The sequence below is a fragment of the Vitiosangium sp. GDMCC 1.1324 genome (assembly GCF_003044305.1).
GTDB lineage: Bacteria > Myxococcota > Myxococcia > Myxococcales > Myxococcaceae > Archangium.
Genome location: NZ_PZOX01000045.1, coordinates 1 through 14,977 on the forward strand (window position 1 = coordinate 1; position 14,977 = coordinate 14,977).

The following is a 14,977-nucleotide window of genomic DNA, read 5'->3' on the forward strand; positions in this document are numbered from 1 at the left end:
ACGGCGTGATGCCCGGACGCACCTCATTCATCCCCACCACCTCGTGCGAGCGCCACAGCGTGGGCGTGGAGCCACCGCTCACCACGCCCGGCTTCAGCCCCGCCGCCCCCAGCGCGTCCAGGAACGTGCCCAGCCGCCTCGAGACCTCCGCGAGCGCCTGGCCCTGCTCGGCCAGCCCCGCCCGGGTGTCAGACGACTCGTAAGACGACTCGTAAGCCATGGAGGACCCTCCTGCCCCCTCAGCGCCCCATGCCCACTCGCGCCTCACGTCGCAACAGGGATACTTCTTCTCGGGCTTCACGGTCCTGTAGCTACGGGTTCATGTCGGCAAACAACGCCTCGCCGCGCTGCCTCAGCCCGTTCGCAACACCGATGACGATCTCGGCTTCGCCTTGTTCGAGGCGCTCCACCGCCTCGCTCGCGAAGGTCTCGGCGGAGAGGACGGGCGACCCAGCTCCCTCAGCGGGACGCGGATCATGACTCCTCTTGTCAAGTCCGGTCGCGACGATGGGCGGCGCGATCTCAACCACACGGACGCGTCCCGTCAGTTGATGCCGCAGGCTGAGGGTGAAGGAGTGCAGCGCGGCCTTCGTTGCGCAGTACACGGGAAACTCCGCCGAGGGGCAGAAGGCGAGACCGGAAGTCACGTTGACGACCGTGGGCTTGTCGTTGCGCGCGAGCATCGGGAGCAACGCGGCAGTCAGCGCAATGGGAGCGAGCAGGTTCGTGTCGAGCTCGGACCGAATTTCGCTGAGCCCTACGCTTCCGCGGAAGTCTGAAGCGTGCATGATGCCAGCGTTGTTCACGAGCACGCTGAGATGCGGCACGTTGGTCGCGAGCCACGTAGCCAACCTCGCATGATCCTCGGAGCGCGCAACATCCGCCTGCATCGTGCGAAGGCCCGGATGCTTCGCCTTTGCGGCGGCCAATCTCTCGGGATCGCGTCCGCAGATCGCGACGTCGTATCCGAGCTTCAGAAATTCCACGGCCATTGCCAGTCCGATCCCTGACCCGCCGCCTGTGATCAGCACGCCTCTTCTCTGCTCGCTGCCCATTGCTGCCTTGTCCTTTCGTGAGCTCCGGCGCGCGCCTGTCGCGCGTCGAGCACCGCCCCTCCCTTGTAGCGGCCGCGATCGGGACGAGGAATGCTTGCGACGAGCGATTTCTTCGCCCATCGTACGGAGCGTGGACCTTCTCAGCGATATCCTCCGCGACCTGCGACTCGAGAGCACGGTCTTGAGTGTCTTCGAGCTTCACGCTCCATGGGGCCTGCGGAAGGACGGGCTCGCGGGGGGCGCGCCCTTTCATGTGGTCATCGAAGGGCGCTGCCTTCTGCGAATGGAACACCAGAAGCCGACCGAGCTCACAGCCGGCGACCTGGTCGTCCTCCCCCATGGCGACGCTCACACCCTGTCGTCCTCGGCATCTGCCCCGGTGACACCGTTCAAGTCGGTTCTGCTGCAAAACGGAGTCGTGGAGACGTGGGCGCCGGGAAAGCGGGTCGGCCGTCCCGTCGTCATCCGGTTCGGCTCGGCCAAAGGTGAGGTCGTTCGGGTGATTTCGGGCGTGTTCGCATTTCGAGACCCACGTCGAAACCCCGTCCTTGAGGCGCTTCCTCCGCTGCTCCGCGTCGCTGGCGAGCACGGTCGAGGCCCGTCGTGGCTTGAGAACGCCCTGCGCCTCCTCATCGACGAGGCGTTCTCCGAGGCCCCAGGTGCGTCGACCATCGCGGAGCGTGTCGCCGACATTCTCTTCGTGCAGGCGGTGAGGACGCACATCGCCTCGGTGCAGGATGGTCCCTCGAGCGGGTGGCTGCGGGGGTTCCTCGACCCTTCCATTGGACGCGCCCTGGGGCTCGTGCACGCTCGCGCTGCCGAGCCTTGGACCGTCGAGCGCCTGGCTCGTGCGGTCGGGCTCTCACGAACGGTCTTTGCACAACGCTTTCGCCGTCTGGTTGGCGAGACCGTCATGGCCTACGTCACCAGCAGGCGGATGCACCTCGCGGCCGGGCTGCTGTGCACGAGCAACGACGGGCTTGGCCAGATCGCGGAGCAAGTCGGCTACGAGACGGAGGTGACGTTCAGCAAGGCGTTTCGCGCGTGGGCTGGCGAACCACCTGGGCACTACAGAAGACGAATGCGAGACGCCAAGCGATAGCCACGCGCGCAATGCGCCGCCCCGCGGCCTGCTTCCCCGTTGATGGTTGTTCGGGTTGGAGGTCGCCCGGGCTCGCTGCGGCCTGTCGAACTCATACCCGTACTGGGGTGGCCCCTGCGCTGCAGCCAACTGCGCAGGCCGCGTGGGCAACTCCAGGTGCTTCAAAATGGCGCGTACCCCACCAGGTGCCTTCAGGACGGCATCGACACACTGCCACGGGTCCTCTACCCTTAATTGAGCGCGTGACCGTCACGCTGCCGGTCCACCCCCTCAAGGGAGTGATGCTGCCGGTCGCCCGGTTCATTCGCAGCCAGGACGGTCGGCGCTACGTCGACGTGGAGTACCCTCCTGGCCGGTACATGGGCAGTGCAGTACCTGGTCAGCCACTTCCTGAAGGCGGGAACGCTGGAGCTCACCTTCCAGAAGGCCGGACGCGAGCCCGTCCAGACGCGCGTGCCCGACCACCTTCCGGCCGGCCGGATGATCGGCAAGCCGCTCTATGTGCTGGTCGACCAAGGAGCTGCCTCGGCGGTGGATGGCGTCGACATGCTGCGCGTCGGCGTAAAGCCGAACGCCCTGGAACTGTGGTGGAAGGGCGAGCCCACCCCTCGGCTCCTGAACCGAAACTGAGCCGGCTGATGTGCCGGCCCCCCCGTCACTCGCTCAGAGCGCGGGATTGTCGGCGAAGAAGATGTCGGCCTGGGCGTTGGTGTCTCCCTGCACGATGTTGGTGGCCGGGCTGTAGAACACGACGTTCTGGAAGTCCGTGCTGGCGGCCGCGTAGTCGCCGCCCACCGAGGGCAGCGAGCCGTCCCACGCCACGTCGACGCGCGCCAGCGCCCCGGTGGCGAGCGTCTTCACGAACACCCCCCGCCCTCCCGGCGCCAAGTTCCACGCATAGGAGTGGAACATCACCTGGGTGCCATCGGCGCTGATGTACGGTGTGCGCGAGGAGCCGTTCGTCGCCTCGTAGCCCTCGCTCGACGTGTTCACCCGCGTGGTGGTGCCCGCGACCCGGTCGCGCACGAAGATGTCGTCCCAGCCATTCGTATCGCCGCTCACCAGGTCCGGCGCGCTCGAGCTGAAGACGACATACCGGCCGTTGTCACTCACCCGCGGCGTGTCGGACACCGAGCTGGTGCTCGGGGTGACCTGCCCACCCCAGGACGTGACGTTGACGCGGCTGAGGGACAAGGTCGCGGCGTCGAAGAAGAAGACGTCCATGCGCGCGTTGGTGTCGCCGGACACCAGGTTGGAGGCGTTCGAGCGGAACACCACCGAGCCGTTCGAGGTCACCGACGAGAGCATCGAGGCGCCATTGGGCTGGGCACTGCCCATGATGCGCCTCACCGCGCCCGTCTGCAGGTCCTTGACGAAGACATCCTCGTAATTGTTCGTGTCGCCCGTCACCAGGTTGGACGCGCTCGACGTGAAGGTGACGTAGCGCCCGTTGGGGCTGATGTGCGGATAGTAGGAGTTGCCATTCACCTGGGCTCCCGTGGCACTGACGCTCACGCGCGTGAGCGAGCCCGCCACCGCGTCATAGAGGAACACATCATTCCGGTAGTTGGTGTCCCCCGAGACGAAGTTGTCGGCCGCGGACTCGAAGACGACATAGCGCCCGTCGGCGCTGATGGAGGGAGAGGAGGACCAATAGACGCTCTGCGCGCCCCCCGGGCCAACGCTGATGCGGGTCGTCGTGCCCGCGGCCACGTTGCGCAGGAAGATGTCCTGGGCGTCGTTGGTGTCCCCGTCGACCAGGTTGGACGCGGACGACTCGAAGGCGACGAACGCGCCATTGTCCGACGCGGCAAAGCGCGAGCCGACCGAGTTGTTGGCCTGGGTGCCATTCGTGTGGACGGAGACCCGCACCGTGCTCGTCAGGGCCTGGCGCATGCTCTGGAGGGGCTCGGAGCGTTCCAGCTCTCCTCCACAGGCCGAGGTCAGGAGAGCGAGGGTGGCGAGGGCGATTCGACGAGACATGCGACGGCTCCGAAGTGGGCCTCAGTGGGCGTGAGGCCTCTCTCTTTACCAGTCCAGTCTCACGGTGAAAAGATGGTGGGATTCTCCCTGGGTTGTAGGGTAGCCCCGGCCAGTTTCCCTGCCAGGGCCCCCGCCAGATCCGGACGAGGAGATTTCCACCATCGGCTCTTCCGTTGGAAATGGCTTATGGAGTGACACCCCAGGTGCGTACCCGGATGACTGGTCGCGGGAGCGGAAATCCTTCAGCAGGTCCGCAAACCGCTTCCAGTTGAGCCGCGAGCGCTGACTCCGACGGTTCAGCCATTTGTGCCACGCCTGCTCCGTCTGAGCCGGTGGAACGCTCGCGTCAGCGCCTCCGCATCCAGCAGATGCGCCAACGAAGTGAATTGTGCCTTCGGGTCTTGTTTCGCGCTCTCCATTACCTTCAAAAGTCCCGGTGACATGTTTCCCGCTCTCCGTGTAGCGGCCATGTTTCCCTCCTGAAGCTCACTCCCAACACGAGCCGCCTTCGCTCCGCCGGGTCCAGTTGTGCCACCTGTTCCCCGACTTCCTCGCTACTTCGCGGCTCTCCGACTCCCTCATCCCCTTGGGCCGCAGCTCCGGTTCCCCTTGCCGCGACCTACCTCAAGGCGGACTCTTTTCGACTGCGAGGTCGCGCGTGCATCCGCTGACGCGTCACCCCCTGGAGTGGTTGGGTTCCGGCCCTCCCTCCGGTGTGCTCGTGGAGAGGCGTGCCACGGTCCGGGCCGGGCCCCACGCCGAGTGGCCAGCTTCTCGGTCCCTCGGCCGCAGAGGAACGGGGCGCTGTCCGGTAGGCGGGCAGGCCCCCAGACGGGAGCATCACACCGCGACCTTCGCCACTCCCCATGTCTAGAGCGACTGGCACCAGGGAGCCACGGGATGGGAAACGACCTCAGCAAGCGAAGCCTTGTGGGAGGGTCTGACTTCAGCGAGCAGACTCGGTTGGATCGAATATTGGCTGTCGTCGTGACAGTGGTCCCAACCCTAGGCACTGCCGCGGCGATAGCGCTGTGGTGGGCTGGTCATGCGCCAGCAGCACCGGAGCTCATCACGGCGGCGGTCCTCTACATCGTCACGGTCATTGGCCTGGAGGTCGGATTCCACCGGCACCTGGCGCATCGGGCATTCAAGGCCCGTCCGGGCCTGCGCGCGGCCCTCCTCGCGGCCGGGTCCATGGCCTTCCACGGACCTGCCATCTGGTGGTGTGCGATCCACCGTCGCCACCACACGCTGAGCGATCTGGAAGGCGATCCGCACTCCCCCAGGCTCTCGGGGGATGGGGTCTGGGGCAAGCTGAAGGGCTTCTTCCACAGCCACATGGGTTGGCTCTTCACGGCCGGCTCGACACGTCCCGAGAACTGGCGTGAGCGCGTCAAGGACCTCTATGAAGACGAACTGGTCCTTCGCATGCATCTGCAATATTACGTCTGGTTGATCCTCGGCCTGATCATTCCCACCGCGGTGGGTGGCTTCGTGTATGGGAATCTCTTCGGGGCCCTGATGGGTTTCCTCTGGGGCGGCATGGTCCGCATCTTCCTTGTGAATCAGTGCATCTGGTCTCTCAACTCACTGTGCCACCTGATAGGAAAAGCCCACTTCCGCACCCGGGATTACAGCAAGAATAGCTTCACGCTGGCGCTGTTCACGTTCGGTCAGGGCTGGCACAACAACCACCACGCGTTTCCCAGCTCGGCGTACACGGGGCTCAAGTGGTGGCAGATCGACTTCGGAGGGTGGGTCGTGTGGACGTTACGGTCCTTGGGGCTCGTCTGGGATGTGCGCAAGCCGACCCCGGAGATGATTGCCCTCAAAGAACTCTATACAAGCCCCGAAAACACAAGCCCCGAAAACAAAACCGTGGGTATGGAGGATGTCCCGTGAGCAACGCAGCAGCCGCCAGGAAGCAGACCGGGGAATGCCGTGAGTGGATGTGCAACTACCTGTCCAGAAAGCTGGGCATTCCGTCCGAGCAGGTGGATATCAAGAAGACGTTTGACAGCTTCGGGCTCGACTCGGCCGAGGCCGTGCGCATGGTCGGCGATCTGGAGGACTTTGTCGGCCGCCGGCTGTCTCCGAGCCTGCCCTACAAGTACCCGACCATCGAGGCTCTCTCCCAGTACCTGGAGGCGGGGAAGAGCTGAGCGCGTCACCCATTCGGCAACCGGGACAGGGACATCGCCATGTCAACAACAAGCACTTCGCAGGGGCAGGTCGGCGCCTCGAAAGAAGCCATTCAGTACCATTATGATATTGGGAACGACTTCCTCGCCCTCGCTCAGGAAGAGACCCGCACGTACTCCTCCGCCATGTGGGAGGAAGGTGACACGCACGAGCAGGCCCAGATTCGCAAACTGGACTACCACATCGGGCAGATCCGCGCTCAGGGCGCCGAGCGAATCCTCGACATTGGCTGCGGCTGGGGCTCGCTGATGAAGCGGCTGGTGGAGAACCACGGCGTCAAGAAGGCCGTGGGGCTCACGCTCAGCCAGGAGCAGAAGATGTACATCCATGAGGCCATCGGGCTGCCCCAGATCGAGGTGCGGCTGGAGAACTGGCAGGACTACGAGCCGAGCGAGCCTTTTGACGGCATCATCTCCCTGGGCGCGTTCGAGCACTTCGCGAAGATCAACGAGGACAAGCTCGAGGCCTACCGGCACTACTTCCAGCGCTGCTACGAGTTCCTCAAGCCCGGTGGCCGGATGTCCCTGCAGACGATGGCCTACGGCGACGTACCCCGCGACCGCAAGCACAAGGACCTGTTCATTGCCCGCGAGGTGTTCCCGGAGTCGGACCTGCCCTACCTGGCCGACATCGTCCGCTCCTCCGAGATGCTCTTCGAGGTCGAGTTCCTGCGCAATGATCGCCATGACTACGTCAAGACGATGCGGGCCTGGTTCGAGAACCTGCGCCGCAACCGCGAGAAGGCGCTGAAGCTGGTGCCCCTCGAGGTGGTGGAGCGCTACGAGCGGATGTACCGGACGATGAGCTACTCGTTCGATCTGGGGGCCTTCCACCTCTATCGGATCACCTTCCGGCGCATCGAGCCCAACCGCTTCGGCAAAGACTGAGCCCGCCCCATGAGTGAGAACGTCTCGGCCCAAGAGCGGCTTTCCACAGCGTCCCTGCTGCGCCATGGCCTCGTCATCCTCGTGCCAACCCTGGGCACGGGTGCGGCCCTCGCCCTGTGGTGGAGCGGAAGGGTGGTGCCGAAGGCGGCGGACTTCATCCTGCTGGGGGTGTTCTACGCCCTGAACATCCTCGGGATGGAGCTGGCGTACCACCGCTACTTCGCGCACCGGTCCTTCCGGGCGCCCCGCGCGGTGGAGATCGCTCTGGGAGTGCTCGGCTCCCTGGCATATGTGGGACCGCTCATCTGGTGGGTGGCCATCCACCGCATCCACCACAAGAACACGGACCAGGAGGGAGATCCGCATTCCCCCTGGTGGCCGCAGTATCCCGGCCGTCTCCGGCGGCTGTACCACGCCCATGTGGGGTGGCTGATGGATGCCCGGTGCGCGCGGCCGGAGCAGTGGGGCAACTACGCGAAGGACCTGTACAGGGATCCGGTCCTCTTCAAGTTCCACATGATGTACGACTACTGGCTGGTGCTCGGGCTGGCGCTTCCGGCGGCCATTGGCGGCCTCGTCCATGGTTCGCTCCAGGGAGTGCTGCTCGGGTTTCTCTGGGGTGGCACCGTGAGGATCTTCCTGGCCACCAACGCCATCTGGAGCGTCAACTCCCTAGGGCACGCCCTGGGCGGGCGACGCCCTCTGGCGACCCGGGACAACAGCAGGAACTCGTTCTGGCAGGCCATCGTCACGCTCGGCGCTGGTTGGCACAACAATCACCACACCTTCCCGGCCTATGCCGTCACGGGCCTGCGCTGGTGGCAGGTGGACCTGACGGGCCTGCTCATCCGGTTCCTGGCGCTCTTCCGGCTCACACGTGACGTGCGCATCCCCAACCCGGAGGCAGTGGAAGCCAAGAGGAAGAAACCCCTGGCGACACCGACCTGAGCTCTCCATGGCCACTCGAGAACATCACGCCGCTGCTCCGCAATCTCACGCCGCTTCTCCTCGGGGGCCGCGCGCCTTCGACGTGCACGTGCACTTATTCCCCGGCATGTTGGCGCGCTTCATCTGGAAGTGGTTCGAGGAGAACGCCTGGCCGATCCGGCACAAGCCCGCCCCCGAGGAGACGTTCGAGCTCCTCGCCCGCTACGGAATCGAGCGCATGGTCGGGCTCTGCTACACGCACCAGCCCGGCGTCGCCGGCATGCTCAACGACTTCATGGCCGAGCTGGTAGCCGCCCATCCCGAGCGGCTCGTCGGCTTCGGCACCGTCCTGCCCGGGGAAGAAGGGTTCGAGGAGGAGCTCCGACGTGCGCTTGGGGACCTCAACCTCTCCGGCATCAAGATTCACTGCCACATGCAGAAGATTGCGCCCGACGACGACCGCATGCGGCCGGTGTTCGACACCCTCGCGGAAACGGGCAAGGTCCTGCAGATCCACTGCGGTCCAGTCTCGGAGAGCAACGCCCACAAGCACGAGATCGACGACCTGTGCGCCGTTCCCCGCTTCATCCGCGCCATGCGCCGCACGCCGGACATCAAGGTCATCGTGCCTCACATCGGGTACGACGAGGTCCAGCTCTACCTCGACATGCTGGATGAATTCCCGAACCTCTACCTGGACACGGCCATGGCCTTCGGTGGGTACCGCGTGGCCCGAGGAGAGGAGTTGCCGGACGCCCGGCCGCTCGCGATGAAGAGCTACGAGAAGAACCGCAAGCCACGCCTGCCCGAGCCATGGAAGCCCGCGCTCGAGCAGCTCGTCCCCCAGATCCTGGAGCGGCCGGATCGGTTCCTGTTCGGCACCGACTTCCCCAACCTCCCGTATGACCCGGATCTGGAGATGCGCGAGCTGGAGCGCTACCTGCCCGAGGAGGTGCTGCGCAAGGTGCTCTGGGATAACGCCGCCGCGCTCTTCGGGCCGGCTGGGAGGTAGGGACAGTCATGGAGAGGCACAGCCAGGCTCCCCGGTTCAGGTCACTCGCCGAGCTCATCGAGCATGCCGGCAGGGAGCAGCCGGACCTCGAAATCTATCGCTTCGTCGAGGACGGAGAGCGCGTCGTCGCGAGCCTCACCTGCGGACAGCTCCTGCGCAGGGTTCGAGGGATTGCCAGCCAACTGGTGGCCTCCGGCCTCGTGGGCGAGCGGGCGCTGCTCCTCTACCCACCCGGGCTCGAGTTCCTCGTCGGGTTCGCCGCGTGCGTCTACGCGGGCGTGGTCGCGGTCCCCGTGTACCCGCCAGACCCGACGCGGTTGGAGAAGGCGCTGCCGCTCCTGCTGGGAATCATCCAGAACTCGCGGCCTCGAGCCATCCTCGGCGACTCGATGACGCTGGGCCTGGCGCGCATGCTGACGTCTGAAATCGAGGGCGCGGAAGAGAAGGTCTGGCTTGCGACCGACGAAGTGGCCGAGGCGGCGGAGCTTGAGCTCGTGAGGCCGCCCGCCGAGGAGACCCTTGCGTTCCTGCAGTACACGTCGGGATCCACGGGTGCTCCCAAGGGTGTGGTCCTGACCCACGGAAACCTGCTCCACAACCTGTCTGTCATCCAGGCGCGTTTCGAGCACACACGCCAGAGCATGGGAGTGATCTGGCTGCCCTCGTATCACGACATGGGCCTCATCGGCGGAATCCTGCAGCCACTGTACGCGGGGTTCCCCGTGGTGCTCATGTCGCCCTTTGACTTCTTGAAGAAGCCCATCAACTGGTTGCGCGCCATCAGTCGGTTCCGGGCGACCACGAGTGGCGGACCCGCGTTCTCGTTCGATCTGTGCACACGCAACGTGCCGGACAGCGAGCTCGAAGAGCTGGATCTCTCGTCCTGGAGCGTGGCCTTCGTCGGCTCCGACATGGTTCGTTGGAATGGCCTGAGCGCCTTCTCGAAGAAGTTCGCCCGCTGCGGCTTCCGTCTGGAGACGTTCTACCCGTGCTACGGGCTGGCCGAGTCCACGCTGTACGTGTCCGGCGGCAACAAGACGGCCGCACCGGTGGTGCGCTCGATTCCCGTCCAGGATGGCCGCGAACAGCAGGTCATGGTCGGCTGCGGCAGGGCCAGCGCCGACAGCGAGCTCCTCATCGTCGAGCCCGACACGCGCACGCCCGTTGCGGAAGGACAGATGGGGGAGATCTGGACGCGCGGGCCGAGCGTCGCGCTTGGGTACTGGGAGAACCCCGAGCTGAGCGAGGAGAGCTTCGGCGCCCGGCTTGTGGGTGATGACTCCCAGCTCTATCTGCGGACGGGTGACCTGGGGCTCATCCTCGAGGGGGAGCTCTTCGTCACCGGGCGCATCAAGGAAGTCCTCAAGATCCGCGGCAAGAACCACTTCCCCCGAGACATCGAGGTGACGGCCGAGGACAGCGCACCCCAGATGCTGCGCCGGGGCTGTTCGGCCGCGTTCGTCACGAATGATGACGCCGAGCTCATCGTGGTCGTCGAGGTGCGCAAGACCGACGGAGGAGACGTGGCCCTGCCGGAGGTACGCGCCGCGGCGCTCTGCGAGAACGTGCGCAGCGCCATCACCGCGAGCCATGGGCTCTCCGCGGCGGGCGTCGTGCTGGTGCCGCCCGGCACGGTGCCGAAGACCTCCAGCGGCAAGGTTCGACGCGTGGCCTGCAAGGACATGTACCTCAGCGGTGAGTTGCCCGTGCTCGGTTCATGGCGTCGCAGCGGGTGAAAGCCAGTGCATGGAATGGGAAGGTTTGGGGGAACACCATGACAGAGAACACCAGGCCAGGGAGCAGGAGCCGTACGGTTTCTTGGGCGGACATCCACGAGATCGGCGCGTATGCCAGGAAAGAGGACTATCTGCAGGGGTGGGCAGAGGGGCGCTACCCTCCTCCGCCCATCTGCGAGTCCATGGGGATTCGCCTGGTCGAGGTCGGCCGGGGGCGCGCGGTGTTTACAGGGACTCCCGCCGAATACCATTACAACCCCATGGGCACGGTTCACGGGGGGATGCTGTCCACGCTCATCGACAGCGCCTGCGGTATCGCCTGCATGTCGCTGCTGCCTCATGGCTCGCGGTGGACGACGCTCAACCTGAGCGTCTCCTTCTTCCGCATGGTGACCGAGGCGACGGGGCCCATCCGCTGTGAGGGAGTGGCCATCCACCATGGACGAAAGATCGTCGTCGCCGATGCCACCATCCTCTCTCCGGACGGGGAGCAGGTCGCCTCGGGTCGCGCCACCTGCATGGTGCTCGACGCTCCACGCTGAACACCCCGGAATGGAGGGACCGTGCTCAATGTGACATGGATTGATAGCTTCCGGCTCCGCGCCCGGGCTGGCAGCATCAAGAAGGGCTGGGCGGCGAGCTCTCGCCCCGGGGTTGCGTTTCACGCGCTGCCACAAGCCACCCTGCGGGTGAGGACCGGCGGAGCGCGCAACGCGGACTGGCCCACCCTCGTGATGGTGTGCGATCCACCGAATGTCCTCGAGCACTTCGATGACGTGTTCGACAGACTCACGCCACACGGCAGGGTGGTCGTCTTCGAACCGCCCGGGTTCGGCTTCTCATGCCCGAGCGCGTCCTTCCGTTTCACCTTCGACGAATATCTTGCCGGCATCGACAACCTGTTGCGCACGCTGGATGAAGGACCCTACGTGCTCGCCTTCACATGTGTCTGGGCGCATCTCGCGCTCCAGATCGCGGCGAAGGAGCCCGAGATGGTTGCCAGGCTGCTGCTCTGGCAGAGTCCCTCATGGGAGCAGCAGGTCACCTGGGCTCGGAACGTGGACAAGAAGAGATTCCTGTCTCGCCCCCTTTTCGGGCAGCTCGCCACCGCCTTGAAGCCCGAGAAGATTGGATGTAACCGTTCACAGGCTCAGGCAGAGAGCACAGCCTGAGCTCTGGTCGTGAATGGAAGGAGGGAAGGCAGTGGAAGCCCCCGCCGATGCGCGCAGAGGAGTTCGGTGAGGTACTCCAACACGTTGCGTTGTTGGAGGTCGAGTGTCGTCACGGCTGTCAGAATCCGCTCCACGAAACGGCTCCCTTCAGGCGACTGCGTCCCGAAGCTCGTCTTCCTGTACATGACGCCAGGGCGGATGAGCCTCTCGGCGAAATTGTTGGTCGGCTCCAGGCCGTCCACCTGGACGAATGTCCACATGGCCTCCTCGAGCTAGAGAATCTTCGCCGCAATGCCTGCTGTCTTCTCCTCGGCGCACACCGCGGCCTGCCGGAGCAGACGTCCCACTTTGCGCTCCACCTTCCTCATCCGGCGCGCGAATTCCTCACGCGTCATCGTTCCATCTCGCACCCGGTGCCACCACTTGAACATCCGGTTGCGCGCTCTCATGAGCTCCCGGCCTATTGTCGCTCCCTCGCCGCCTCTATCGATGAAGCCCTGGAAGTCCCTGGTGAGGTGGCTCCAGCACAGCTGTCTCAGGGCCGTGTCGTACCAGTTGTACGCGCTCCATCGGTCGGTCGTGAGAAATCCGGCGAAATCCTCCCCCAGCAACTCCTTGGCCACTTCGCTGCCCCGACTGGAGGCGATTCGGAATACGGCCACCAGTGAGGTTGCTGCCAACCACAGCCATGCACGTTGCTGCTGCCCACCCGCCTTGCCCTCGTACCAGCCCGTCTCGTCCAGGTTGGCGGCGTCCTGCTCGCGCACGTATTCCCCTGCCTGGACCACGGGCTCCGACAAGGCCTCGCTCATCTCCTGCTCGCGCTTGCTGATGGCTCCCAGCGATAGCTGCACTCCCAGCAAGTCCGAGAGCGCATCTCGCACCAGCCGCTTGGAAAGCCTGTACTTGCCCACCAACAGGCATACCATCGCCGACAAGCGCTCGCCAAACACATGTCCGGCTACTTCGGACTCCAGCACCGCCCGGTTCAGCGTGCCGCAGTGCGCACACTCCAGCGCGTGGCAACGGTACTCCGTCACCAGCGGCTTGAGCGGCGGTATCTCCATCACCTGGTGCACAAGTACCTGCTGCTGCCCACCCTCCAGCTTCTCATTGCACCTGCTGCAGCGCTCCGGTGGTGGCACATCGATGACCCGGCCAACTTGCTCTGGCGGGAGCCTCTCCCGCTTGTGCGGCTGGTGGCCGGGCTGTCCACCTGGACGACGCCCCGTGGGCTTTCTGGGCGTTCGTCTCACTCCAGGCGGGTCCGACGACGGCGGCTTGGATGAATTGGTGGAGTTCAGCCCCAGGCGCGCTTCCAACTCCGCCACCCGACGGGTGAGCACCTTCACTTCGTTCTCCAACTCCGCGATGCGGGCGTCCCGCTCGGCCACCTGCGCTTCCAGTTCCGCGATGCGGGCATCTCTGGGGTCCACCTCCACCATGGAGCTGATACACCACGCTAGACGTCATTCCGTCCAGCCCCACTTGTTCGGTCGGCTCCTCTCCGTCCACACTTCAACCCATCCATGTGCGTCCTTGCTCAGCATCAGCAATGTCGCGCATCCGACAGGTGTGCCATTGATGGACCTCCTCATGCCCGTCCGGACTCTTCATCACGGTGAACGGTTACGATTGGATATGGATGGTACAGGTCGGCACTGGCCAGCAACCACCACCCCGACTTCATGCCCAAGCTGGAGCAGGCCCTACAAAAAGGCGCCTTCTGCTGCCTGGGCTCGCTCTGGCAGCAGTGGTTCCATGGGTACACCCCCCCACCAGTGAAGGTGAAGCAACCGGCGCTCGTGAGCTGGGGTCTGGCGGATCGCACGCACGCGCGCAGTGACAAGGAATCCATCATGAGCCAACTCTCGCAGGTGAAGTGGCACAGCTTCCAGCACGCGGGGCACTCTCCAAAGCTGGAGACGAGCCAGGAATATTGCGACCTGCTCTGCAATTGGATCAAGGAAGCCTGAGCCGGGGATAGCGCCATGTCAGAGACACCGGTCACGGAGATGGAGTTCGTCGCCCGCAGTTATGAGGTGGATGCCGTGCTGGAGCTGAAGCCGCTCACCTATATGAACTGGCTTCAGGAGGTTGCGTGGGAAGCGGCCAGCGCTGGGGGAATACCTCCCTCATGGTTCCTGACCAGGAACATGGCGCCCATCTTCAGTGTCTCCCGGTTCGAGAAGGAGCACCCCATCCGCTACGGGGACCGCGTCATTGCCCGGACGTGGTTCTCCACGATGGAGGGGCACACGGCCCACCGGGAGTTCGAGCTACGACGCGCCAAGGACGGCAGGGTGGTCCTTCAGGGGCGCACCGAAATCATCCTGGTGGACATGAAAGCCCGCGCTCCAGCCCCCTGGGGTGAGCTCGTCGACCGGTTCAGGCCCAACGGGCAGTCCTTCTACAACCAGTATCAGCCCGCGGCGGTGACTCCGGCCGCGGAGGCCGTCTCCTTCCAGGTGAAGCGCCCCGTGCAACCTGAGGAGATCGATATGGCCCGGCACGTCAACAATGGCTTCTACCTGCGGTGGATGACGGATGCGTTGTACTCCTTCCTTCATCCAGGGCTGGGCGACGCCATCCATGAAGCTCGCCTCAAGTCTGTCCACCTGAAGTTCGGCGCGCCCATCACACTGGGGCAGGACGTGCTCATCTCCGGCCAGTTGGTGGGGGTAGGAGAAGGCATCAGTCGCTGGAGCGTCCAGGTCGCCCCTGTCTCCAACAACCGCCGACCCGCCACGGCTGAGCTGACCCTCCGCTGGACCCCCGAATGGTCCGCCCAACTGAAGCCGCGGTAGCGGGCGGTCACGCCCTAGTACTCGTGTCCATGGAATCGATGGTGGAGGGGGTGGGAGCCCGGCGAGGCTCATGGTCAGCGGCGCGCCCTTGCTC

Annotated in this window: 14 protein-coding genes and 2 pseudogenes; 12 read left to right on the forward strand and 4 right to left on the reverse strand. The window is 65.0% G+C overall.

The annotated features are described in order from the left end of the window. Positions 1-220, reverse strand: a pseudogene (locus tag DAT35_RS56555) (D-TA family PLP-dependent enzyme); the annotation flags it as partial. A 91-nt stretch (positions 221-311) separates the two neighbouring features. Next, on the reverse strand, positions 312-1,055 hold the full coding sequence (locus DAT35_RS56560) for an SDR family oxidoreductase (protein WP_158502428.1): 744 nt from the start codon (positions 1,053-1,055) through the stop codon (positions 312-314). Positions 1,056-1,185: 130 nt separating this feature from the next. Between DAT35_RS56560 and DAT35_RS59710 the strand changes: the two genes are divergently transcribed. Together DAT35_RS59710 and DAT35_RS56575 are read left to right on the forward strand one after the other, a co-directional pair. After that, positions 1,186-2,157 carry an AraC family transcriptional regulator gene (locus DAT35_RS59710; RefSeq protein WP_158502430.1) on the forward strand — a complete coding sequence of 324 codons (972 nt, stop codon included), beginning with the start codon at positions 1,186-1,188 and terminating at the stop codon, positions 2,155-2,157. 366 nt (positions 2,158-2,523) lie between these two features. After that, positions 2,524-2,787: a hypothetical protein gene (locus DAT35_RS56575; RefSeq protein ID WP_108077796.1), complete on the forward strand. Its 264-nt coding sequence runs from the start codon at positions 2,524-2,526 to the stop codon at positions 2,785-2,787. 33 nt (positions 2,788-2,820) lie between these two features. Here DAT35_RS56575 and DAT35_RS56580 read toward each other — a convergent pair whose 3' ends face one another. Then, complete coding sequence (locus tag DAT35_RS56580; RefSeq protein ID WP_108077797.1) at positions 2,821-4,140, reverse strand: PD40 domain-containing protein; 1,320 nt, start codon at positions 4,138-4,140, stop codon at positions 2,821-2,823. Between the two features lie 900 nt (positions 4,141-5,040). Between DAT35_RS56580 and DAT35_RS56585 the strand changes: the two genes are divergently transcribed. From DAT35_RS56585 to DAT35_RS56620, 8 genes are all read left to right on the forward strand, one after another. Next, positions 5,041-6,042, forward strand: coding sequence for a fatty acid desaturase (locus DAT35_RS56585; protein WP_108077798.1), 1,002 nt, complete (start codon positions 5,041-5,043; stop codon positions 6,040-6,042). After that, positions 6,039-6,302: an acyl carrier protein gene (locus DAT35_RS56590; protein WP_199243317.1), complete on the forward strand. Its 264-nt coding sequence runs from the start codon at positions 6,039-6,041 to the stop codon at positions 6,300-6,302. The genes DAT35_RS56585 and DAT35_RS56590 overlap by 4 nt, the downstream gene beginning before the upstream one ends. Positions 6,303-6,341: 39 nt before the next feature. After that, positions 6,342-7,229: a class I SAM-dependent methyltransferase gene (locus DAT35_RS56595; RefSeq protein ID WP_108077800.1), complete on the forward strand. Its 888-nt coding sequence runs from the start codon at positions 6,342-6,344 to the stop codon at positions 7,227-7,229. A 9-nt stretch (positions 7,230-7,238) separates the two neighbouring features. Then, a complete protein-coding gene (locus DAT35_RS56600; protein ID WP_199243318.1) occupies positions 7,239-8,177 on the forward strand; it encodes a fatty acid desaturase in 939 nt (312 codons plus the stop codon). An 88-nt stretch (positions 8,178-8,265) separates the two neighbouring features. Beyond that, positions 8,266-9,168, forward strand: coding sequence for an amidohydrolase family protein (locus DAT35_RS56605; RefSeq protein ID WP_199243319.1), 903 nt, complete (start codon positions 8,266-8,268; stop codon positions 9,166-9,168). A gap of 8 nt (positions 9,169-9,176) precedes the next feature. Continuing rightward, positions 9,177-10,904 (forward strand): fatty acyl-AMP ligase, encoded by a 1,728-nt coding sequence (locus DAT35_RS56610; RefSeq protein WP_108077802.1) that lies wholly within the window; start codon positions 9,177-9,179, stop codon positions 10,902-10,904. 38 nt (positions 10,905-10,942) lie between these two features. Further along, the gene (locus tag DAT35_RS56615) at positions 10,943-11,446 is read left to right on the forward strand and encodes a PaaI family thioesterase (RefSeq protein WP_158502432.1); all 504 of its coding nucleotides are present in this window, start codon (positions 10,943-10,945) and stop codon (positions 11,444-11,446) included. A 21-nt stretch (positions 11,447-11,467) separates the two neighbouring features. Continuing rightward, positions 11,468-12,076: an alpha/beta fold hydrolase gene (locus tag DAT35_RS56620; protein ID WP_108077804.1), complete on the forward strand. Its 609-nt coding sequence runs from the start codon at positions 11,468-11,470 to the stop codon at positions 12,074-12,076. On the opposite strand, the pseudogene DAT35_RS56625 reads toward DAT35_RS56620, so the two are convergent. Next, positions 12,055-13,521 (reverse strand): annotated as a pseudogene (locus tag DAT35_RS56625) (IS66 family transposase). The gene DAT35_RS56620 and the pseudogene DAT35_RS56625 overlap by 22 nt on opposite strands. Positions 13,522-13,764: 243 nt before the next feature. Between DAT35_RS56625 and DAT35_RS56630 the strand changes: the two are divergent. Beyond that, the gene (locus tag DAT35_RS56630; RefSeq protein WP_108077805.1) at positions 13,765-14,052 is read left to right on the forward strand and encodes an alpha/beta fold hydrolase; all 288 of its coding nucleotides are present in this window, start codon (positions 13,765-13,767) and stop codon (positions 14,050-14,052) included. Positions 14,053-14,067: 15 nt separating this feature from the next. Further along, entirely contained in the window at positions 14,068-14,883 is an 816-nt protein-coding gene (locus DAT35_RS56635; protein WP_108077806.1) for a thioesterase family protein, read from the forward strand. The last annotated feature ends 94 nt before the right edge of the window (positions 14,884-14,977 follow it).